Raw genomic sequence first — 20,751 nt, 5'->3', positions numbered from 1 at the left:
TGCTTATAACGCTTTTGTTTAGCGGCGCCCCGACAGGGGCGTCCGGTGCTGTGTATTGTTAAACACTCTCGACCTCATTAGCCCAAGCTTCAAACCACTGTATAGGCAACCGTACCGCCTCGAAGTCGCCTTGGCGAATCTCTTCGATTGAATATGTGTTGGCTAAGTGCAAGTCCCACTGGGTTTCGATATCGGCCAGTATCGGCATGATGCTCTCGATTTCTTCGGGAGCCTCCACGTCACTGTACCTATTCCAAAATCTCTCCACCCACTCAGCTATTTGCTGGTGAGTGTACGGTGACTCGTCAGGCTTCGAGCTGTATGCCAGCAAGGTAACAAGACCCTGCTTGCTGTACTCCAGATCTATTAGCTTACTCGATTCCATAGTGGTGTTTAACGCCTTGGCTTTGCGGCGTGACGGTGCGCCAGCGCGGGCGCGTCCGACAACAGCCACTGGTTAAGCTGCTTCGAAGTCCAGGCGATGAATACCATCCAGATTGACTGTGCCGCGAGCCACCCATAGGTCATACATATCTTGCATCGCCAACCAGCTCTCAGGAGTACGCCCGAGAACCTTGGACAGCCGCAAAGACATTTCAGGGCTAATGCCACTATCCCCTTTGAGCAGCCGAGACAAAGTAGAAGGTGAAACGCCGAGACTGGAAGCAAGCTGACGAGAGCTGATACCGAAAGGCTCCAGGTACACCTCGCGAATGAATTCACCAGGATGCGGCGGATTATGCATAGTCATTAGTGATAATCCTCATAATCAAGAATGTAGGCGTTGCCGTCCTGGAATTCGAACGTCATGCGCCAATTTCCGTTAACCCTAATCGACCACCGGCCTTTGTCTTTGCCCTTCAATGGATGAAGTCGAAAACCAGGGATATCCATGTCTTCCACTGAAATCGCCGTATCCAGAGCAGCCAGCTGCATACGCAGCTTTTTGGCATGGTCGGGCTGTATGCCAGACGTGTGGCCGGTCGAGTAGAACCGCTTCAGTCCTTTGTGGCGGAATGATTTAATCATGGGGGAACAATAGCATGTTGCGCATCACGCAACAATAGAGCTTAACGCCCGGCACATGCGCCGGTTTGGAGCCGCGAAGCGGCGGAAAAGCGGTCGCCGTGATGCCGCTGGTTCGGTGAGTTTCGGCTCAATACTAGTCACCCAAGACAACATCAATCAGAAAGTCTGCCAAACCATAATTGTCTACGTCATCTTCAACTATCTTTCTATTTCGATCTTCAAAGGAGCTGGCAACTTTTTCGTCGCCGTGACGACGCCAAGAATTAGCCAAATCCTGATTAACTTTGACTTGGTGGGCAGTCATGTCGTGGGACTGCGTAGAGCAACCTTGAAACAAGACTGCTAGCGTGAATGAGCACGCGTAAGAGAGCTTTCCTAAAGAACCTACTTGAATCATTGATATCTCATTTCATCTAACGGACTGAAACACCCCAGCACCTTAGCCATCCACCTAACGCCAACAGCACGCGCGCCCACGGAATGAAAGCGAAGCGGCAATGTAGTAGACGTCGCCGTGCCTGTGATTGTTAGGAACTGCCGACAGCTCCGCCATTACGTCAGGTCCTGATAAGGGTTGTAGGCTACTTCCCAGTAATGACCTTCCGGATCTTGAAAGTAACCGGAGTACCCGCCCCAGAAAACCTCTTGCGCCGGTTTAATCAGTTGCGCGCCTGCGGATACTGCCTGACTAAGAACAGCATCAACCTCTGACTTGCTTGCAACATTGTGGGCCAATGTAATACCGGAGAAACCAACCTGAGTGGGAGCGGCTAACCCGATGTCCTTAGCCAACTCCTCCCGCGGGTAGAGCGCTAACCAAGTTCCTTCCAGGCTGAAAAAGGATATGTTGCCGCCTTCAAAGTCGTGCTTTGGAAGACCGAGACCTTCGCCATAGAAGCGAGTGGCCCTCTTCAGATCCTCCACACCAAGCGTAATAATGCTGATTTTTGGTTTCATGATTCCCTTCCTAACGCGAAAACGAAGCGGAGCGTCTCACGTGTCCGCCTTCCGTGACTTGTCAGGGCTGTTTAGCTCTTTCGCGTAAACCTTTGTCGTTTTCATGAGCTCAAAACCCATAGAAGGGTAAAACTCATGAGACTCCAAACGACAGACATTTGAGCGAACAAGAACTCGTGAGATACCCAGATTTCGAGACCACTTTTCAACAGCATTTACCAACAACTGCCCTATCCCTGACCGTCTACAGTTTGAGCGCACGACCAGGCCAGTAATTTCGGATATAACTCCCTCGCCGAGCAATATGCGTTTTTCTACAGCGGTCCACCCAAGAACCGAATCATCAGAAACGGCCACGAATACTTGATGATTTGAGGAATTCACCAATGCTTTGAGCCACTCAAGAGTTTCGGACTCGCTTGTTGGATAGCCCCATTCCAGGACTAATCCGTGTATCCCGTTAAGGTGTTCACTATTTGCAGTCTGAATCGAAACTTCCATATTCACCCAAGAGCCCTAACGCTGAATTAAGCGGCAGCCCGTCAGGGACGTCCGGTGGACGGCCGCCAGGCCGGGAGCGAACTTGAATGATTGGTTAGAGAGCATTCCGCGCCTGCTCAACAGCTTCCTCACTATAAAATTCGAGCGCTTCGTCCGTCCCATACCAGTAGCGGGGCCACGATTTCATGAAACCCGCAGACAACATGAGATCAATGAGGAGTGGCGGCCCTTCTACATTAAAGCCACTGGGATTATCAGGTTTCGCGCCCATGGCCTTAGCCAATGCGTATGCTGTAGCTTTGTATCCTTGCCCTTCCGGCGTGCGCGTCGGTGGATAGAAATACTCAAGCTTCGGGTCAACATACACCACTGTATTGTCTGGTGGAACGGCGCTGCCAGTCCCAACAAACAGACCGATTGCAATAACTATTGCGACTGCAATGCCAATTTTTTGGAGCATAAACTGAATAGCCTCCTTGCTCTCTAACGCCAATATTAAGCGGCGCCCGACTAGGGCGTCCGGTGGACGGCCGTCAGGCCGGGAACGAACTTGAATGACTGGTTATCAGTCACTCGGTAGTAATCGAAATTTTACGCGCACCATAACCAGCCTTGTTTTGCTTGAGATAGTCCACCAAATGAGCCATGTCGCGACTCAGCTTGAACTCGATCTCTGGTGAAAATGACATACCTAAGAAACGACCGTTCCGGACTGTATCAAGCTCCCTAATTGTGTGTGCCAACACTAAATTGGCCATTCTTATCTGCTTTTCTGACGTAGGCACTGTGGTGAAGGGCATGTACGTTGTTCCCCGCACCCTGCCTTCAGGCTGAGCCCCACCGACGTCTGTCACCATATTTTTAGCATCCAAGGTAATATCCAGGGAAAACGAGACTTTGGCGCCACTTTTACAATCGCGCGCCTCCACGCGTTCCTTCGACAACCTGAATTCAAACTTGGGAGTCAGCATTCTCTACCTGACTGTTAACGCTGAAATAAGCGGCGGCTGAAAGCCGTCCGGTGGACGGCCGTCAGGTCGGCCACGAACTTGATTGACTGGTTAAGCCGCACTTAGGTCAGCTTGCCTGATTGGGCCCAATGCTCCTCAGTCAATATAACGATAGGCACACCGCTATCTCTGTACTCAACCGCCTTCTCAATTTTTCGACCGAATGTCTCGTGGGCCCAACTGTCCGTCACATAAGTTCCGAGAACAAGATAGTTGAGATTCTTGTTAACGCTTTTCGAGATAGCTCCTCCGAGAGCCTCAGTTGCTTCATGACATTGCTTACGAGTCCCGAATGCGCAGGTTCCGGTAAACAAAAAAGATGCTCCCTCAAATCCTATTTCGGGAAGGGGCTCATTAATCGGAAGTGAAGAGGTTTTTGCTAATTCACCGATCTCAGCCGAATCACCAGAAATTTTGCGAAGTATTCCCAATAGCTCCTCTGACTCTTCTTTATCGAGCACACCGTCCTCGAGCATAGCGGAGACTTTCTCGAGTAGATTGATAATTACCGGATTATCACTGGATTGACGATTTTGAATCAGCCAGCTCATCAGAAACTCGGCTTCGGCTTGATTTACAGTTCCGTCAGCCAAAACCCCTTTGCTCAAACCTATGAGCGTGTCGATTTGACGGTCTTGGATGTTCTTTCTGTTGAATTTCGCAAAAACGTCCATGGTATAAGTTTCCTCCTTGATGCTTAACGCCCGGCTCACGCGCCGGTTTGGAGCCGCGAAGCGGCGGAAAATCGGTCGCCGTGCAGCCGATTGTTAACTCAAAAGGTATACATTTTGGACCAGACTATCTCGTCCCCATTGTGCTGGATACGACAGACAAAATCGGAAGCATCTGAATCAAAACGCAGCGCGAACTCAAAGGTCCTTTCAGATTCCGGAAACGGCTTGGACACATCATAGCGATAGTCCACCTCAGATTCCTGGACCTCAAAGCCAGCTTCAGTTGCTACCGCCTTGGCGTCATTCACTGGCATGCCAATAGCGACATCTTCGCAGGTGCTATAAACCCCGTAGAAAAGAAAACCTGCGTATAGGAAAAAGCTACCCCACAGCAGAGCAAGAAAAAGTACGATGTATAACAGATACCTAACAGTTTTTTGCAGGATGCTCATGGGAGTTAACGAATGATATGGACTCCCCCTGCTCCCAAGGCATCGATGTGCCACATTGAAGGTGTCGACATCTTCAATCGAAAGCAGGAGGAGTCATCATGAATGTTACAACCATTGGCATTGATCTGGCGAAAACTGTGTTCAGTATTCATGGCACCGATCAACACGGCAAGGTCGTAGTTCGCAAACGGCTGAATCGCCCCAAGCTGTTGGCGTTCTTCGCACAACTGCCTCCTTGCCTGATTGGCATGGAAGCCTGCTCTGGTGCGCACTACTGGGCACGGGAGCTAAGTAAGCTCGGCCACGATGCCCGAATCATCGCTCCCCGGTTCGTGGCTCCTTATCGCAAGAGCAGCAAGAACGACGACAACGATGCCGAGGCCATTTGTGAGGCGGTCGGCCGACCCAGCATGCGCTTCGTTCCGATCAAAACCGAAGACCAACAAGCAACATTGTGTCTGCATCGCATTCGCCGGGGCCTGACCAAAGAACGCACCGCGCAGATTAACCAGATTCGTGGTCTGCTGGCCGAGTTCGGACTGATCATTCCTCAGGGGCGTTACGCCGCACGGCGGCGAGTTCCGGAAATCCTGGAGGGCGCTGAGAACGGCTTGCCCATGCTGGCTCGTCGCCTACTCAACAACATCAACCAGCGCATACTTCAGCTTGATGAGGAGATACTGGCTTACGATCGGGAGATCGAAGCCATGGCCCGTCGTGACGAACAGGCTCAGCGCCTCATGGCCATACCAGGTATCGGGCCGCAAACTGCCACGGCCATTATTGCCAGCGCACCCGATCCCAGGCAATTCAAAAGCGGCCGCCACTTTGCCGCCTGGCTCGGGTTGGTGCCCCGACAATACTCGACCGGAGGTAAGCCCCGACTGGGCAGAATCACCAAGCGCGGAGACAAATACCTGCGAACGCTGTTAATCCATGGCACCCGGGCGGTGATTGCAAAGATCGATGTGAAAGAAGATCGACTGAGCGCCTGGGCCAAAGAACTCAAAGAGCGCCGGGGATACAAACGGGCCGCCGTGGCAATGGCAGCCAAGAATGCCCGGATTATATGGGCACTACTTATGAATCAGACAGAATTTAAAACGCAGCCTGTGGAGGGCTGATAACCGAGCAACAACGACAGGCAGAACACGCCTGCCAGCCGAGTCTTGCAACGGCAAGCGATGACGGAACGGTCAGACCGAGAGTGATAGAGCCTGTTTAGCTTCGCGGCTCAGAGAAGCCGGCTAACGAATGAGGCCCTCACTCACACGCATCATCATCTTGGCCCGGGCAAATGCGCCCACAAAGAGGCCGAATGTAGAGCTGCAGTCTCAAACCGCTTCGGATTCAAATGGCGTTGCTTGACCGCAGGGGGAGTCCATGTAGCTGAGCTAAGCGGCGCCACGACAGTGGCGTCCGGTGGACGGCCGATAGGCCGGGAACAAACTTAAGCGACTTGTTATGAGGGGCCGGACAGTTTACCGCTACTCCTCCGGTACCATTGCAAGTGCGCCGCCTAACACCAGCAACACCACAGGAACGACTGTAAATGCTATAAACCCAGAAATTGAGTTCGCTCTCGAAGCTTTAATGCCATCAAAAATTGATGCAGCCACCAAGAGCAGACTGACTATCCCAATTATCAGGTGGACTCGATATTCAGGGTCCAGTCCTATGCGAAAGAACAATGGTCCAATCGCAGCTCCAATCCACGTGACTGCTACACTTTGGGCACTGAGAAATGTTTCGTGCACGTCCCTAGCCATAATCCCTCAATACTCATAACGCCAGCCAGCATGCGCGGCTACGGAATGGAGACGAAGCCGCAATGTAGTAGGCGTCGCCGTGACTGGCCTTGTTAAGCGCTCACTCGACAACCGCAGCTCTCTCCCAAATATCGCTATAAATAGAATACTTAGCCTCCGTGATGGGAGTAGCTAACGGAATTAAGTATGTGGCTTTCTTTCCCGCATCTTTGATTGAGCCGCCCATAATCCAAGATACCGTGCCATCTATGAAAATAATTCGGTCATGTAGCTCTTTGCTTCTTCTTACCTCAATTGAGCTTCCATACTGAGCCATGTGCTTTTCGATATAAGCTTTCAGATCTTTGGAGTATCGGTCCGCCAGAATGCGAACTTCAATAGACGGATCAGCCTCTGACAGATAGGCATCGAATGCTTCGCCATTAAAATATGGATCAATTATTAATAGTTCGCTTTCAGAGCCGCCGATAATCGATTTTAAGTCGGCAAAGAACCTGTAGACATCTCCTGGCTCGTAAGCGTTTCCTATTTCACTGCGTCCGTCTAATTCCAGCTCCAGTTTTAGCTCTTCGATAGCATCGAGAACCTGTCCCTGAATCTGAATGATTGCGGGCTTCCAATATTGGGTAAGTGTTTGGTAGGTCGCCCTGTACTGCACTTGCTTATCGAGGCCTAGCCTCGAAAGTAGGGCCCCTACCTTAGAAAGCCACTGCCTCTGTGGTGAAGAGGGATTCATTATCGCCCTTTCACCAAACTCGGGCGCCTGTTCTAGCGATTCGGTCAACTTCAAAAGGATGATCTGTTTTTCAACAGGGCCATCTCCTTCGAGCTTTCTCATCATTCGTTCCATTCTTTCAGACATTCAGCATCCTACGATGTCGTTTACTTTTATCCGCTTAACGCCAATGTTCAGCGGCCGGTTTGGAGGCGCACCGCGCCGAAAAACCGGTCCGGTGGAGGCCCGTCAGGGCCGGAACGTACTGCAACTATTTGTTAGAAGGTTATTCCCATTTCCTTCAATAATGCTTTGCCCTTTTCCGTAGCGAAGGTTTTAAGAGTACTCTCTCCAAAATATTCAGTGTTATCACCCTCGTACTTTGCAACCGTCCTCGTTATCAATCCTTTTTCTGCTAACGATTCAATTGCCTCAATTTTTTCGGGTTCGTGTTCTTTATAATAGTCATAGTTAAGACCACCTCCATAACCCGGACCATGATCAGCTGAATCTATTAAATAGAAGAGCTCGTAAGCAGATAGGTCGCCCGAAAAGCTAGAGCTTGAGGAAAACTTAAATTTACCTCCCCAGAATTCTGCTTCGTTTGCTCTTGACAGCAACGATTCTAGGTTTGGCTTAAAACTAAAGACCAAAACAAGAATTACGATAGGAAAAAATGCTTTACCTAATAAGGCAATTACTTCTTTTATAATTTCGATGTTTTTGTCCGAAACTTCATTTTTTGACGCCTGAAACTCAAGGCAATGGCTACATTTATTCGCCTGCACGGGAATTGATTCGTAGCAATGCCGACAGTGTTTTTGATCCATGCACGAATCCTTCTAACGCTTGCCATAAGCGGCGGCTGAAAGCCGTCCGGTGGAGGGCCATCGGCCCGGAACAGACTTAATGGCCTTGTTAAAGGCTAAAACCCACATGCCAGGACTTCTTTGTAGGTTTCAGTGGCATATTCCGCGTACCAGTAGTGCCTGTCATCGATCAACCGATAGTTCAAAGCAGCCCTCTCATACGGTTGGTGAAAGCGCTTCTTCAAAATAACCAGTGATTGGCATTTGGGAGGCCATGCAGATTGCTCAGCGATCTCATTTCCAAAGCTGAGCTCTGCATCAAGGATGGCCTTCAATTCCTCTGACTCGAACAATCAGCTTCTCCCTTATTTGCCCTTTAACGCTTGCAGCAGGGGCGCGACGCTAGGAGCGTCCCTTGCCTGCACTTGTTAAGGCATTTACGAATAAACGCCACCAGTATTTTGATTTTGACCCAATGCATACTTCATACGAATACAGACGATCCCTGATTAAGCAGGAGCCATCCAGGATTGGCATAAATGGAACAGTGAGCCGTTTTACCGCATCCCACTGGTGAGCGTATTCTGTTTTGCAGCTTGGGCACTTGGGGTTAGCACCAGGAACAAACTTTCCACCACAAGGGCAACTTGGAAGTGTCACCGCGATTTTCTGCAATAGCTCATCACTGGGTTCATTTTCGTATAGCAACGCGTGGTCTTGCTCTCTATGGATGACGTTTGAGCAAGTATCGCAAAAGAAATGCGGGCAGCTGTCGCTCATGCCACTAGATTGCCACGCAGGCGTTTCCTTTCCGCACTTGGGATTAGGGCATCTCATCTTTCCTACCCAAGGAGCATCAGACTCATAATGTACTACTTTCATAGTGCCTTAACGCAGAGCGCACCGGTGACCTTGGCGGAGCCAAGGGCATCCGAGTGACGCGTATTGTTAGTGATCATGGCTGAGGACTGCCTCCGCCTCCGTAATCCAACGTGTTAAAAATGTTTGATCCGCCTCAAAGGTCCCAGAAAGGGTTGGGCCAAGGCTGAAACAATCAGGGCTAAATCGATAGCTTATTTCCATTGCTCCGCGAGGGTGAGCCAAGAACGAAAACTCGATGTTCTCTTCCATGTTTGCCCACACAGCGTCTGCCCTCTCTCCACCAGCGCTATCGAGCTTCCTCAAAACCCGGACCAAACTTTTCCACTCCTCAACCTCGATCGTGCAGGAAAAGGCTCCCTCAAACGAAGGCGCTTTTAGGGAAACTGTAGTGTGCATCCAGCCTTCAACATCGGGCATGGAAAAGCCAATTTCACACTCAAGGCCGTGGCCAGAAAACTGCATCATTTCCTCACTAACGCCAGTGGTAATGGGCGCCAACGGAGCGCAGCGTAGTTGGCGTCCCGTTGACCACCTTGTTAAGCCCGTCACTCGCCAACGCAGAGTCCTTCCAGGAACGCCGCAAGCGATGGCGATAGGTTTGTCATATTGAATTCCCAAGGTTCACCATCGTAGTTTGCTTCCTCGTGATCCCAATGAAACACCGCGCCCTCTGTAGGTTCCTTCAGGGAAAGACAGAAAACATCACCACCCGGACTTTCACCGATTGGCAAATATCCTTTCGGAATCATTCCTTCATGTTCACCAATCTGGCGAACCAAATCGTTGTAGTACATTTCCCCACGAATTGCATAGAAATGGCCTATAAAATCAAAATGTTCGCCGTTGTGGCGAACACCATCTAAGACAGGCCGGCCACCGTTATGTTTTAGGAGAAATGATTTATATTCTTCCGGGAGTGGACGACCGATTTTTGCTTCAACCTCTGCCAGGTCATCCGGACTTAAGGGGCTGTAAAAATCTACGAATTCCATTGGTTGACCCCTTGAGGCTTAACGCTGAGCGCACCGGCGGCCTGACAAGGCCGTCCGAGTGACGCAGCTTGTTAAAAATTCCCCAGGGCAAACGCCTGATAAAGCAGAACGCCGCCGACGATGAGCGGAATGAGGGTATAGCCTAAAAAATGGATGACAAACCCGCCCTTGTCACCAAACTTCTCTTTCATCGGTCCCAACTTTGCGAACTGGTGAGGAGCTAGCTGCCGAGCAACCAAGGTATATAGGCCAAATGCGACTGCAAAAAATCCAATCATGGTGTTCAATTCCATTTGTGAGTCTCCTTTTTTAGTTTTTAACAGCTAATTCAACGACAAATGACATCTATCCAAAATGCGTCTATCTCCCAACGCTTTTCATGCCACCATCAAATTTTCTTTTTTTATCAGTAAACTACTGAGCTCTAAAAAGTAGTTGCCCGCAAGATAGGCGTCAATTATTGAATTTCTCCAAAAGCATCCGGCCGCCTATTTTCCGCCAATCCTTATTGACTATTCCATAATTTTCATGGGGTTGTAAGCCACTTAAAGAGAAAATGATGGAATTTTGCGACAGTTGTCGTATATCTCCGGTTTTCTGCGTGAATTTACGCAAAGCCAGCCCTACAGTACTGTATAAATAAACAGCATGGAGGCTGAGCGAATGATCCTGGACATCCCACCCAAACTGCCGGATAACCCTACCCGCTTCATGGATCGGCTTCGTGCGTTGATCCGTAGCCGGAACATGGCCTACAAAACTGAACAAACTTACTGTCACTGGATCAAACGCTTCATTCGTTTTCATGGCATGCAACACCCTTCTGCCTGCTCGGCAAAGGAAGTGGAGCAGTTCCTGTCACATCTGGCGGTTCAACGTAATAGCAGTGTCAGCACCCAGCGAACAGCTCTGAATGCCATTGTTTTTCTGTTTCGAGAGTTTCTGGAGCAGCCACTGGAAGAACTATCATTTGAACTTGCAAGAAAGCCCCAGCGCTTACCCACGGTTTTCACCCATGACGAAGCCCGGGCTGTAATTGACCACTTGCAGGGCGAATCTCAATTGGTGGCGCGTTTAATGTACGGTTCGGGCCTTCGAATCAACGAAGCTTTGAGGCTTCGGGTAAAGGATATAGATTTCGGGATGCAACAAATCATCGTACGCGGCGGCAAAGGCAACAAAGACAGAACAACACTGCTCCCGGACTCCCTTATCGAACCACTCACTCTGCAAATGAAAATCTGCCTGGCGCAGCACATGCAAGATCTTGCTCAAGGCCATGGGGAGGTCTACATGCCCGCTGCTCTGAACCGGAAATATCCCAGCGCAGGCCGGGAACCGACATGGCAATACTTGTTTCCGGCCTCAAAATTATCAGTAGACCCTCGTAGCGGCGTTCTGCGCCGACACCATCTCATGGATCGCAGCGTCCAGCGGGCCATAGGTTTCGCCATTCGAAAAGCGGGAATTTATAAACAGGCAAATAGCCACGCCCTGCGCCATAGCTTTGCGACTCGTCTACTTGAAGCGGGATACGATATTCGCACCATTCAGAAGTTGTTGGGCCATGCCGACGTTCGCACTACAGAAATCTACACCCACGTTGTTCGTAAGGGCGGTTTTGGTGTGCGCAGTCCGGTTGATGAAGGCTTCTAGCCTCAGGGAAGGACAGCGGCGGAAACCGGGTTCCGCCGCGATTGGGATTATTGCATGTCGTTGAAAGCAGCGTCGGTTCTCGCTGCCAGGATAAAGTCGTTCTTGTGCAGGCCGCCGATTTCGTGGCTCCACCAGCTTACTGCAACTTTGCCGTACTCCAGAACAACCACGGGGTGATGGTCCTCTTCTTCGGCAAGTTCGCCAATCTTGTTGGTGAGCTCCAGGGCCTTCACAAAGTTTTTAAGTTTGTAGACCTTGTGAAGCTGTTCTTCCCCGTCGATGTCCAGAATTTCCCAGTCTGGAACCTCTTTATGCAACTGCTGCTTTTCTTCCTCGGTCGCTTTGGCTGCGTTCGGGCTGCAGGCTTCACAGCTGTGTGTTTTCAGATCACTCATTTCAACCTCCATGGTTGATGGCTGTATTACAAGCGTGGGTCGTGCCCTTCGCTTTATCAACCCTTCTCTTGAAATCCGGCGGCTTTCCGAATACTGTATATTTAAACAGTATTTCGAGAGTTTTCATCATGAGCGAGCTTCTGAACACGCTGATGCAGGATGCCCGTGTCTGGCAGGGGCACCGCCACACCCAGACCACACAGCCTGCGCAATCAACCGGTTACCAGGTGCTGGATAACCAGCTCGGTGGCCTGGGCTGGCCCCGGGGTGCCCTGAGCGAGTGCCTGCTGGAAGCACCGGGTATTGGTGAGCTGCATTTGCTTCTGCCGCTTATGCAACGGGTGTGCGAAGAGGGCAAAAGCGTGTTCTGGCTGAACCCGCCGCATACGCCCTATGCCCCTGCCCTGGCCCGGGAAGGCGTCGATCTGGACCAGGTAGTACTGATCCATACCGAAGATGAGGGCGACTTTCTGTGGACACTGGAGAACTGTCTGCGTTCACCAGTAACAGGCCTGGTGATGGCCTGGCCAGGCAAACTGGCCTCCCGGGAGGTTCGGCGCCTGCAACTGGCGGCTGAAGCCGGGAGCAATGTGTGCGTGTTGTTCCGGGAACGCCGTTACGCCGAGCAGAATTCTCCGGCTGCCCTGCGGCTGGAGCTGGAACCGGGGGAGCAGCAGGATCTCAAGGTGAATGTGCTCAAGCGCCGGGGTAGCTGGCCCGGGCAGCGCTGTTCATTGGCCATGGCCCAGAGGGCCGATCTCTCATTCCGTGAAACCACCCGGGTTGTCCGGGGCCCATGGTCGGGTTCAACCGGGTAATAACGCTCCATGCTCTGGCTGTATCTGCATTTCCCGCACCTGATGCTGGATCATATTCGGCGCACCCGTGAAGATCAGGGCGCCCTGGTGGTGGTTGAAGGCTCTGGCCAGAAGGTAATCCAGGCCTGCCCCGACGCCAGGAGCCAGGGTATTCGTAGCGGCATGCGTCTGAAAACCGCCATCAGCCTGGCGCCGGATCTGGGCATGGTGCGGGCCGATGAAACCCAGGAAGCCAGGATTCTGGAAGATCAGGCCCGCTGGCTGTACCGCTATGCCGCCCATATTGTACTGGTGCCGCCGGATGGCCTGCTGGCCGAAGTTGGCAGCCTGCAGAAGCTCTATGGCGGGCTGCCCGCTGTCTGGCAAACCGTGGAACAGGGGCTGAATGAACGCCAGCTGAATGCCTGGATTGGTATTGGCTATACCCCTCTCGCTGCCCGGCTGATTGCCCGCGCCGGCAAGGGGGAATGTACGGCAGATAAGGGCCACATTCAGCGAAATTTGAGCCAGATGCCTTTGCTGGCAGCGGAATTCAACGAGAAAGCCTGTACCCGGCTACAGCGCCTGGGGCTGAACACCCTGGGAGAGGTGTTTGATTTACCGCCCGGCGAACTGGCACGGCGTCTGTCTCCAGAACTTCTGGCTTATATACAGAAAATCCAGGGCACCCGACCGGACCCTCGCACCCCCTGGCAGCCGCCTCACTCGTTCCGGCAACAGGCGGATTTTGTGCAGGAGATCGAGCATACCCAGGGCCTGCTGTTTCCGCTCCAACGCATGCTCGCTGAACTGGAAGAAGATCTTTGTTGGCGCCAGCAGGATACCGACAGCCTGCGGCTGGTTCTGAGGCACCGGCATTCAGAGCCAACCCGGCTGCAGATCCGCACGTCCGGGCCGGAGCACCGGGCTGATCATTTCCTCAATCTGATTCGCCTGAGGCTGGAGCAGCATTCCCTGAGCGCGCCGGTTATCTCCATGGTCCTATTGGTAAAGCGTTTCCTGTCACGGGAAGCACCCTCCGGGCAGGATCTTCTGGGTGAAACCCAGGATCTGAATGAAGCCTGGCATACCCTGATCAGCCGGCTGCAGGCGCGTCTTGGCGATCAGGCACTCAGACAGCTCTCCCCCCAGGCGGATCATCGTCCCGAACGAGCCTGGTCGGCCTCGGAAGTTCTGCGTAAAACCGGAAGGCCGCTAGTACCGGCGGCAGAACTGCCCAGGCGGCCGCTCTGGTTGTTGAAAGGCCCGCAACCGCTGACCGAGGCGCCCGTTACCTGGTTTTCCGGGCCTGAGCGCATCAGCGGTGGCTGGTGGGATGGCCAGCGCGTGCACCGGGATTATTACATTGCCCAGTTGAACAGCGGCCAGTTGGCCTGGGTCTTCCGGGATGCCCGGGAAGGCTGGTTTGTGCACGGGTGGTTTGGCTGATGTCCGGGCAGCAGTATGCGGAGCTGTTCTGCTTCAGCAATTTCACCTTCCTCACCGGGGCCTCTCATCCCCACGAACTGGCTGAGCGGGCGCATGAGCTGGGTTACACCGCCCTGGCCATCACTGATGCCTGCTCCGTTGCCGGCATCCCCCGGGCCTGGGCGGCGCTGGCAGACAGCTCGGTCAAACTCATTACCGGCAGCTGGTTTGAGCTTTCAGACGCACCGGTCGGGGCAACCCCACCCCGCTTTATTCTCCTGGCTCGCACGCGCAAAGGCTATGGCCAGCTCTGCCAGCTGATCACTACCGGCCGTCGCCGGGCAGAGAAAGGCCAGTACCGGCTGTTTTACCGGGACATTGAAACCCACACCCTGGATGACTGCCTGTGCCTGTGGCTGCCCCCATCGCCTACCGATGCGGATTCCGATCAGGCTCTGGCCTGCGGCGAGTGGCTGGCCCGCCTGTTTGACCCCCGGATCTGGATTGCCGCGGCCCGCACCCTGGAATCCGGCGAGGAGCAACGGCTGGCGCGGATACACTGGTTGGCTGACCAACTGCGCATTCCCGTGGCTGCCGTGGGCGAGGTACACATGCACGGCCGGGAACGCCAACCCCTGCAGGATGTACTCACAGCCCTGCGCAATCACACCAATCTGGAGAATGCCGGCCACTGCCTGTTCCAGAATGGCGAGCGATATCTGCGCCCCCTGCCCGTTCTGCAACGGCTGTTTCCGGAAGCCTGGCTGCATGAAACCCTGGCCATTGCCAGCCAGTGCACCTTCGAGCCCGGCAGCCTGCGCTATGAGTACCCGCCAGATCTGGTGCCGGAGGGCGAAACTCCAGCCGGCTATCTGAAACGGCTGACCCGCGAAGGCGAGCGCCGGCGTTATCCGGAAGGCACGCCGCTGCAGGTTCAGAGCCTGATCCGCAAAGAGCTTGGCCTGATTTCGGAGATGAAGTACGAGCATTACTTCCTCACGATCCACGACATCGTGGCCTTTGCCCGCAGCCGGGGTATTCTCTGCCAGGGCCGGGGTTCCGCCGCTAACTCTGCGGTCTGTTATTGCCTGGGCATTACCGAGGTGAACCCTGCCCGGGTGGAACTGCTGTTCGAGCGATTTATTTCCAAGGACCGGAACGAGCCGCCCGACATTGACGTGGATTTCGAGCACGAACGGCGCGAAGAGGTTATCCAGTATATCTACCAGCGTTACTCCCGTGAGCGAGCCGCCCTGGCGGCCACCGTGATCCGTTACCGGCCCAAGAGCGCAATTCGCGATGTCGGCAAGGCCCTGGGGTTTGATCCGGCCCTGGTGGAACAGCTGCTGGAAGGCATCGACTGGCGGGACAAGGCCACCAACTGGCGCCAGCAGATTCTCGACAAGAAAATTACCCGCAACCCACAGGTGGCGGACCAGTTCTTCACCCTGGTTAATACCCTGCTGGGCTTCCCCCGGCATCTGTCCCAACACGTGGGCGGTTTTGTGATCAGCGCCGGGCCACTGGCAGAACTGGTGCCGGTGGAAAACGCCGCCATGGCCGACCGCACCGTAATCCAGTGGGACAAGGATGACCTTGAGAGCCTGGGGTTGATGAAGGTGGATGTGCTGGCCCTTGGCATGCTCTCCGCCATTCGAAAAGCCCTGGAACTGATCAGCGATGAAAAAGGTGAGCCTTTCCGGATACAGGATATTCCCCAGGAAGATCGTGACACCTACGCCATGCTTCAGACAGGCGACAGCATCGGCGTTTTTCAGGTGGAATCCCGGGCCCAGATCAACATGCTGCCCCGCCTGAAACCGGAAACTTACTACGATCTGGTGATCGAAGTGGCCATCGTGCGGCCCGGCCCCATCCAGGGTGACATGGTGCATCCGTACCTGCGCCGCAAGCACGGACTGGAGCCAGTGGACTATCCGAACGATGCCGTACGCAAGGTGCTGGAACGCACGCTCGGTGTGCCTATCTTTCAGGAACAGGTGATCAAACTGGCTATGGTGGCCGCCGGCTTTTCAGCTGGCGAAGCCGATCAGTTGCGCCGGGCCATGGCGGCCTGGAAATCCCATGGCGACCTGACTCCGTTCCGGGAAAAGCTGGTCACCGGCATGCTGGAGCGCGGCCACGATGCCGATTTCGCCGAGCGGTTATACCAGCAGATTTGCGGCTTTGGCGGTTATGGCTTCCCCGAATCCCACGCCGCCAGCTTTGCCTTGCTGGTCTACGTCTCCGCCTGGATCAAGCGGCATTATCCAGCGGCTTTTTACTGCGCCCTGCTGAACAGCCAGCCCATGGGGTTCTATTCCCCGTCACAACTGGTGCAGGATGCCCGGCGCCACAACGTTATCGTGCTCCCGCCCGATGTGAATGCCAGCCAGTGGGACCATACTCTGGAAGGCGAAGAACGCCTCCTGCGCCTGGGCCTGAGGATTATCCAGGGCCTGTCCGTTAGTGGCGCCGAACGCATCCACCAGAACCGGCCCGCCACCGGCTACCGTTCCGCCAGCGAACTCCGCCGCCTGGCCGCGCTGAATCAGCGGGATATGGAACTGCTGGCCGGCGCCAACGCCATGCCGGCATTCACCGCCAACCGCCACCAGGCCTACTGGCAACTGCTCGACCACGAGCAACCCACCGAACTGTTCGCTCAGGAAACGGCTATCGACTACCTGCCGGAATACTGCCAGCAATTACCAGAACCCTCGGAAGGCCAGAACGTCCTTGCCGACTACGCCAGCCAGGGCCTCACCCTGCAGCGCCACCCTCTGGCGCTACTCCGGGAACAGGGACACCTGAACTTCTGCCTCAGTGCCGAACAACTGAAAACCACCAAAGCCGGCATCCCGGTGCAGGTTGCCGGCCTCGTCACCGGCCGCCAACGCCCCGGCTCCGCCTCCGGCGTTACCTTCGTCACCCTGGAAGACGAAACCGGCAACGTAAACGTGGTGGTGTGGCTGGAAACGGCACGGCGACAGCGCAAGCCGTTACTGACTGCCCGATTGCTGCATGTGAAGGGAGTGCTGGAGCGACAGGGGGACATTGTGCATGTGATGGCCGGTCGGCTTTCGGACCTTAGCCATCTGATTCAATCGCTGCCGGTTCACGCCAGGAATTTCCATTAGGCACAAAAAAACCCCGCACGAAGGCGGGGTTTTCGGTACTGCGGCAAGAGGATCAGCTCAGGAGCTTGATCATCACACCGGCAGCAACCGCAGAGCCGATAACACCGGCCACGTTCGGGCCCATGGCGTGCATCAGCAGGAAGTTCTGCGGGTTGGCTTCCAGACCAACCTTGTTGGATACCCGCGCCGCCATCGGCACCGCAGATACACCGGCAGAACCGATCAACGGGTTGATCTGTTCCTTGCTCACCTTGTTCATCAGCTTCGCCATCAGAACACCGGTCGCTGTGCCAACACCAAATGCCACAATGCCCAGGCCCAGGATGCCAAGAGTCTGGCCATCCAGGAACTTGTCTGCCATCAGCTTGGAGCCCACAGACAGCCCCAGGAAGATAGTCACAATGTTGATCAGAGCATTCTGGGCCGTGTCGCTCAGACGCTCGACCACGCCACACTCACGCATCAGGTTGCCGAAAGTGAACATACCCAGCAGCGGCGCCGCATCCGGCAGGAACAAAACGACTGCAATCAACACAACCAGCGGGAAAATGATTTTTTCCTGCTTGCTGACCGGACGCAGCTGGCTCATCTTGATCTTGCGCTCTTCGGCCGAGGTCAACGCCTTCATAATGGGCGGCTGAATCATCGGTACCAGCGCCATGTAGGCGTAAGCAGAGACCGCAATCGCACCCAACAGATGGGGAGCCAGAACACTGGACACGTAGATGGACGTCGGGCCATCTGCACCACCAATGATACCGATAGCCGCCGCTTCCAGGATCGTGAAATCCAGAACCCCGGTCCAATCCAGCAGCGCAGCACCAATGACCGTACCGAAGATACCGAACTGTGCGGCAGCACCCAGCAACAGGGTCTTCGGGTTGGCAAGCAGCGGCCCGAAGTCTGTCATCGCCCCTACACCCATAAAGATCAACAGCGGACCAACCGTACTGCCGATAATGACGGAATAGAAGTTATACAGCATGCCATTGCCATACCCGAAGTCCTGGGCAAGGGAGTTGGCCATCGCCATCTCGGAGTAGCTGGCCTCTTTCACGGCTTGCTTGAAGGCTTCCTTCAGTTCGGGCGTTACCGCCTGACCGGCCTGGTAGGCCACATCCAGGGGCGCAGCCAATGCGGCCAGAATCTGAGTTGCCTCATTCTTCAGAGCGAAATGGATAGCATTTTCCGCCGCAGTCAGGGCCAGGCCTGCCTCCGGAATATTCGCCAGAATGCCGCCAAACCCGATGGGTACCAGAAGCAACGGCTCAAATTTCTTGTTGATCGCAAGATAGAGGAGCAAGAGGCCGATGGCGATCATGATCACCTGGCCGATCTCGATGTTGAACAGGCCACTACCTGTCCAGAGAGTCATTAATTTTTCCATGGAATGCTGGCCCTTTATGCGATTGTCAGCATTTCGTCATCAGGGGATACGGCATCACCGACCTTGATGAAGACTTCACCGATTGTGCCGGCTTTCGGCGCGCGAACCTCGGTTTCCATTTTCATGGCCTCGAGGATAATCATCACATCGCCCTCTTCCACGGTGTCACCCGGTGAAACCAGGACTTTGAAGATGTTGCCGCCCAGCGGAGCAACCACAGGCTCGCCTTCACCTGCAGCAGGTGCCGGAGCCGAGGACGCAGCCGGTGCGGAGGCAGCACCGCCCTCGCCCTGGATCTGGCTGATCTCGCCACCTTCGGAAACGGCAACCACAAACTTCTTGCCGTTCACTTCAACGGTGTAGGTCTCGGGGCCTTCAGACTTCTTGGCCGGAGCCGCGCTTTCGGCGGTCGGAACCGGCTCGAACGCATCCGGGTTGTCACGGTTTTCCAGGAACTTCAGACCAATCTGCGGGAACAGCGCGTAGGTCAGAACGTCGTCTTCGACGTTGTCGGACAGCTTGATGCCCTTCTCGTCGGCAAGCTTCTTGAGCTCGTCAGTCAGCTTGTCCATTTCCGGCTCAAGCAGATCGGCCGGACGACAGGTCACAGGTTCTTTGCCATCCAGAACACGCTCCTGCAGCTCCTTATTCATCGGCGCCGGTGCAGCACCGTACTCGCCTTTCAGGATTGCGGAGGTTTCTTTGGAGATAGACTTGTAACGCTCGCCGGTCAGAACATTCAGTACCGCCTGGGTACCGACGATCTGGGAAGTCGGGGTTACCAGCGGGATGAAGCCCAGGTCTTCGCGAACCTTGGGAATCTCGTCCAGAACCTGGTCGAACTTGTCGCTGGCGTTCTGCTCACGCAGCTGGTTTTCCATGTTGGTGAGCATGCCACCCGGTACCTGGGCAATCAGGATGCGGGAATCGGTTCCACGCAGGCTGCCTTCGAATTTCGCATACTTCTTGCGCACCTGGCGGAAGTAGCTGGCGATTTCTTCAAGCAGGTTGAGGTCCAGGCCGGTGTCACGGTCAGTGCCCTCCAGAATCGCAACCACGGCTTCCGTGGGCGAGTGACCGTAGGTCATGCTCATGGAGGAGATGGCCGTATCCACGTTATCGATACCGGCTTCCGCAGCCTTGATAGCGGTGGCGGTCGACATGCCGGTGGTGGCGTGGCACTGCATGTGAATCGGGATGTCCAGCTCTTTCTTCAGACGGCTGACCAGGTCATAGGCCACGTACGGCTTGAGAATACCCGCCATGTCCTTGATCGCGATAGAATCTGCGCCCATGTCGGCGACTTCTTTCGCCAGCTCAACCCACATCTCAATGGTGTGAACCGGGCTGGTTGTGTAAGCAATGGTGCCCTGGGCGTGCTTACCGGTCTTGCGAACGGCCTTGATGGCGCGATCCAGGTTACGGGGATCGTTCATCGCATCGAAAATACGGAATACGTCGACACCATTCTCGGCGGCACGCTCACAGAAACGGTCAACCACATCATCCGCATAATGACGATAACCCAACAGGTTCTGGCCACGCAGAAGCATCTGCTGCTGGGTGTTGGGCATGACTTTTTTCAGCTCGCGGATGCGCTCCCAGGGGTCTTCGCCCAGGTAGCGGATGCAGGAATCAAAGGTAGCGCCGCCCCAGGATTCGAGGGACCAGAAACCGACCTTGTCGAGTTTCTCGGCAATAGGCAGCATGTCATCCAGCCGCATACGGGTGGCAAGCAGGGACTGGTGGGCGTCACGCAGAATAACGTCCGTAATCCCCAGCGGTTTCTTTGTGTCAGTCATCGTGTCAGCCTTCTGTTTAAAGGTTCTAGTCTTTCACCGGTTCACTTCTTGTGGCGCGACCGGAATTGTGCAATCGCCTTCTTGATGGCCTCGGCGGTGTCAGGGTCAACCGACGCGGGCGCCTTCGGCTTGGCACGTGGCGTTTTGGCCGGGGTTGCCGGCTCTGGCGGCGCAAACCGTCCTATGAGCTTGGACATGAGGAGTGTCGCGAACACCAGAATAATGAGGAACACGAATACAAACCCCATTCCGGCAATCATCAGATCGACGGCTTGTGACATCAGGTCATTCATATCGAACAGCTACCTGTATTGATTTATATTTCTCCCGATCTTTGCCCGGACTGACCAGTTAGA

24 protein-coding genes are annotated in these 20,751 nt (G+C 54.3%); 5 read left to right on the top strand and 19 right to left on the bottom strand.

The window, feature by feature from the left end:
* Positions 1 to 58: 58 nt before the first annotated feature.
* From ACWJ62_RS14040 to ACWJ62_RS13995, 10 genes are all read right to left on the bottom strand, one after another.
* Positions 59 to 385 (bottom strand): hypothetical protein, encoded by a 327-nt coding sequence (locus ACWJ62_RS14040; protein WP_449286749.1) that lies wholly within the window; start codon positions 383 to 385, stop codon positions 59 to 61.
* Positions 386 to 457: 72 nt separating this feature from the next.
* Positions 458 to 751, bottom strand: coding sequence for a HigA family addiction module antitoxin (locus tag ACWJ62_RS14035; RefSeq protein WP_023012140.1), 294 nt, complete (start codon positions 749 to 751; stop codon positions 458 to 460).
* Positions 751 to 1,029 (bottom strand): type II toxin-antitoxin system RelE/ParE family toxin, encoded by a 279-nt coding sequence (locus ACWJ62_RS14030; protein ID WP_449286748.1) that lies wholly within the window; start codon positions 1,027 to 1,029, stop codon positions 751 to 753. The genes ACWJ62_RS14035 and ACWJ62_RS14030 overlap by 1 nt, the downstream gene beginning before the upstream one ends.
* Before the next feature lie 133 nt (positions 1,030 to 1,162).
* Positions 1,163 to 1,426, bottom strand: a complete 264-nt coding sequence (locus tag ACWJ62_RS14025) for a hypothetical protein (RefSeq protein WP_449286747.1) — start codon at positions 1,424 to 1,426, stop codon at positions 1,163 to 1,165.
* A gap of 155 nt (positions 1,427 to 1,581) precedes the next feature.
* Positions 1,582 to 1,986 carry a VOC family protein gene (locus tag ACWJ62_RS14020; protein ID WP_449286746.1) on the bottom strand — a complete coding sequence of 135 codons (405 nt, stop codon included), beginning with the start codon at positions 1,984 to 1,986 and terminating at the stop codon, positions 1,582 to 1,584.
* 36 nt (positions 1,987 to 2,022) lie between these two features.
* Entirely contained in the window at positions 2,023 to 2,487 is a 465-nt protein-coding gene (locus ACWJ62_RS14015; protein WP_449286745.1) for a GNAT family N-acetyltransferase, read from the bottom strand.
* A gap of 94 nt (positions 2,488 to 2,581) precedes the next feature.
* Positions 2,582 to 2,947: a hypothetical protein gene (locus ACWJ62_RS14010; RefSeq protein WP_449286744.1), complete on the bottom strand. Its 366-nt coding sequence runs from the start codon at positions 2,945 to 2,947 to the stop codon at positions 2,582 to 2,584.
* Between the two features lie 109 nt (positions 2,948 to 3,056).
* Positions 3,057 to 3,458 carry a hypothetical protein gene (locus ACWJ62_RS14005; protein WP_449286743.1) on the bottom strand — a complete coding sequence of 134 codons (402 nt, stop codon included), beginning with the start codon at positions 3,456 to 3,458 and terminating at the stop codon, positions 3,057 to 3,059.
* 101 nt (positions 3,459 to 3,559) lie between these two features.
* Positions 3,560 to 4,171, bottom strand: coding sequence for a BRCT domain-containing protein (locus ACWJ62_RS14000; RefSeq protein WP_449286742.1), 612 nt, complete (start codon positions 4,169 to 4,171; stop codon positions 3,560 to 3,562).
* Positions 4,172 to 4,269: 98 nt separating this feature from the next.
* Positions 4,270 to 4,623: a hypothetical protein gene (locus tag ACWJ62_RS13995; protein ID WP_449286741.1), complete on the bottom strand. Its 354-nt coding sequence runs from the start codon at positions 4,621 to 4,623 to the stop codon at positions 4,270 to 4,272.
* Positions 4,624 to 4,721: 98 nt separating this feature from the next.
* Between ACWJ62_RS13995 and ACWJ62_RS13990 the strand changes: the two genes are divergently transcribed.
* On the top strand, positions 4,722 to 5,747 hold the full coding sequence (locus ACWJ62_RS13990; RefSeq protein WP_449286740.1) for an IS110 family transposase: 1,026 nt from the start codon (positions 4,722 to 4,724) through the stop codon (positions 5,745 to 5,747).
* A gap of 745 nt (positions 5,748 to 6,492) precedes the next feature.
* Here the strand turns inward: ACWJ62_RS13990 and ACWJ62_RS13985 are convergent.
* From ACWJ62_RS13985 to ACWJ62_RS13965, 5 genes are all read right to left on the bottom strand, one after another.
* Positions 6,493 to 7,254, bottom strand: a complete 762-nt coding sequence (locus ACWJ62_RS13985) for a hypothetical protein (RefSeq protein ID WP_449286739.1) — start codon at positions 7,252 to 7,254, stop codon at positions 6,493 to 6,495.
* Positions 7,255 to 7,385: 131 nt separating this feature from the next.
* On the bottom strand, positions 7,386 to 7,937 hold the full coding sequence (locus tag ACWJ62_RS13980) for a hypothetical protein (RefSeq protein ID WP_449286738.1): 552 nt from the start codon (positions 7,935 to 7,937) through the stop codon (positions 7,386 to 7,388).
* Between the two features lie 927 nt (positions 7,938 to 8,864).
* The gene (locus ACWJ62_RS13975; protein ID WP_449286737.1) at positions 8,865 to 9,263 is read right to left on the bottom strand and encodes a WapI family immunity protein; all 399 of its coding nucleotides are present in this window, start codon (positions 9,261 to 9,263) and stop codon (positions 8,865 to 8,867) included.
* A gap of 80 nt (positions 9,264 to 9,343) precedes the next feature.
* Positions 9,344 to 9,790 (bottom strand): SMI1/KNR4 family protein, encoded by a 447-nt coding sequence (locus ACWJ62_RS13970; protein WP_449286736.1) that lies wholly within the window; start codon positions 9,788 to 9,790, stop codon positions 9,344 to 9,346.
* Between the two features lie 71 nt (positions 9,791 to 9,861).
* Positions 9,862 to 10,083, bottom strand: coding sequence for a hypothetical protein (locus tag ACWJ62_RS13965; RefSeq protein ID WP_449286735.1), 222 nt, complete (start codon positions 10,081 to 10,083; stop codon positions 9,862 to 9,864).
* Positions 10,084 to 10,453: 370 nt separating this feature from the next.
* Between ACWJ62_RS13965 and ACWJ62_RS13960 the strand changes: the two genes are divergently transcribed.
* Positions 10,454 to 11,446: an integron integrase gene (locus tag ACWJ62_RS13960; protein ID WP_449286734.1), complete on the top strand. Its 993-nt coding sequence runs from the start codon at positions 10,454 to 10,456 to the stop codon at positions 11,444 to 11,446.
* Between the two features lie 47 nt (positions 11,447 to 11,493).
* Here the strand turns inward: ACWJ62_RS13960 and ACWJ62_RS13955 are convergent, their stop codons facing one another.
* A complete protein-coding gene (locus ACWJ62_RS13955; protein WP_449286733.1) occupies positions 11,494 to 11,841 on the bottom strand; it encodes a 4a-hydroxytetrahydrobiopterin dehydratase in 348 nt (115 codons plus the stop codon).
* Between the two features lie 128 nt (positions 11,842 to 11,969).
* Here ACWJ62_RS13955 and imuA point away from each other — a divergent pair, with 128 nt between their 5' ends.
* The 3 genes from imuA to ACWJ62_RS13940 are packed head-to-tail and all read left to right on the top strand — an operon-like array spanning position 11,970 to position 17,206.
* Positions 11,970 to 12,659: a translesion DNA synthesis-associated protein ImuA gene (gene imuA / locus ACWJ62_RS13950; RefSeq protein WP_449286732.1), complete on the top strand. Its 690-nt coding sequence runs from the start codon at positions 11,970 to 11,972 to the stop codon at positions 12,657 to 12,659.
* Between the two features lie 9 nt (positions 12,660 to 12,668).
* Positions 12,669 to 14,087, top strand: a complete 1,419-nt coding sequence (locus ACWJ62_RS13945; protein ID WP_449286731.1) for a Y-family DNA polymerase — start codon at positions 12,669 to 12,671, stop codon at positions 14,085 to 14,087.
* Positions 14,087 to 17,206: an error-prone DNA polymerase gene (locus ACWJ62_RS13940; RefSeq protein WP_449286730.1), complete on the top strand. Its 3,120-nt coding sequence runs from the start codon at positions 14,087 to 14,089 to the stop codon at positions 17,204 to 17,206. Before ACWJ62_RS13945 ends, ACWJ62_RS13940 begins: the two co-directional genes overlap by 1 nt.
* Before the next feature lie 52 nt (positions 17,207 to 17,258).
* On the opposite strand, the gene ACWJ62_RS13935 is transcribed toward ACWJ62_RS13940, so the two are convergent.
* From ACWJ62_RS13935 to ACWJ62_RS13925, 3 genes are read right to left on the bottom strand one after another with little or no spacing between them, the layout of a single operon-like run.
* The gene (locus ACWJ62_RS13935) at positions 17,259 to 18,593 is read right to left on the bottom strand and encodes a sodium ion-translocating decarboxylase subunit beta (protein ID WP_148610221.1); all 1,335 of its coding nucleotides are present in this window, start codon (positions 18,591 to 18,593) and stop codon (positions 17,259 to 17,261) included.
* Between the two features lie 14 nt (positions 18,594 to 18,607).
* Positions 18,608 to 20,395: a sodium-extruding oxaloacetate decarboxylase subunit alpha gene (oadA, locus tag ACWJ62_RS13930; protein ID WP_449286729.1), complete on the bottom strand. Its 1,788-nt coding sequence runs from the start codon at positions 20,393 to 20,395 to the stop codon at positions 18,608 to 18,610.
* A 41-nt stretch (positions 20,396 to 20,436) separates the two neighbouring features.
* The gene (locus ACWJ62_RS13925) at positions 20,437 to 20,688 is read right to left on the bottom strand and encodes an OadG family protein (RefSeq protein ID WP_008172126.1); all 252 of its coding nucleotides are present in this window, start codon (positions 20,686 to 20,688) and stop codon (positions 20,437 to 20,439) included.
* Positions 20,689 to 20,751 lie beyond the last annotated feature (63 nt).

This window comes from Marinobacter sp. PE14, from assembly GCF_053566155.1.
The sequence above is the reverse complement of the archived record's forward strand: the minus strand, read 5'-3'. Positions and strand labels throughout refer to the sequence as shown.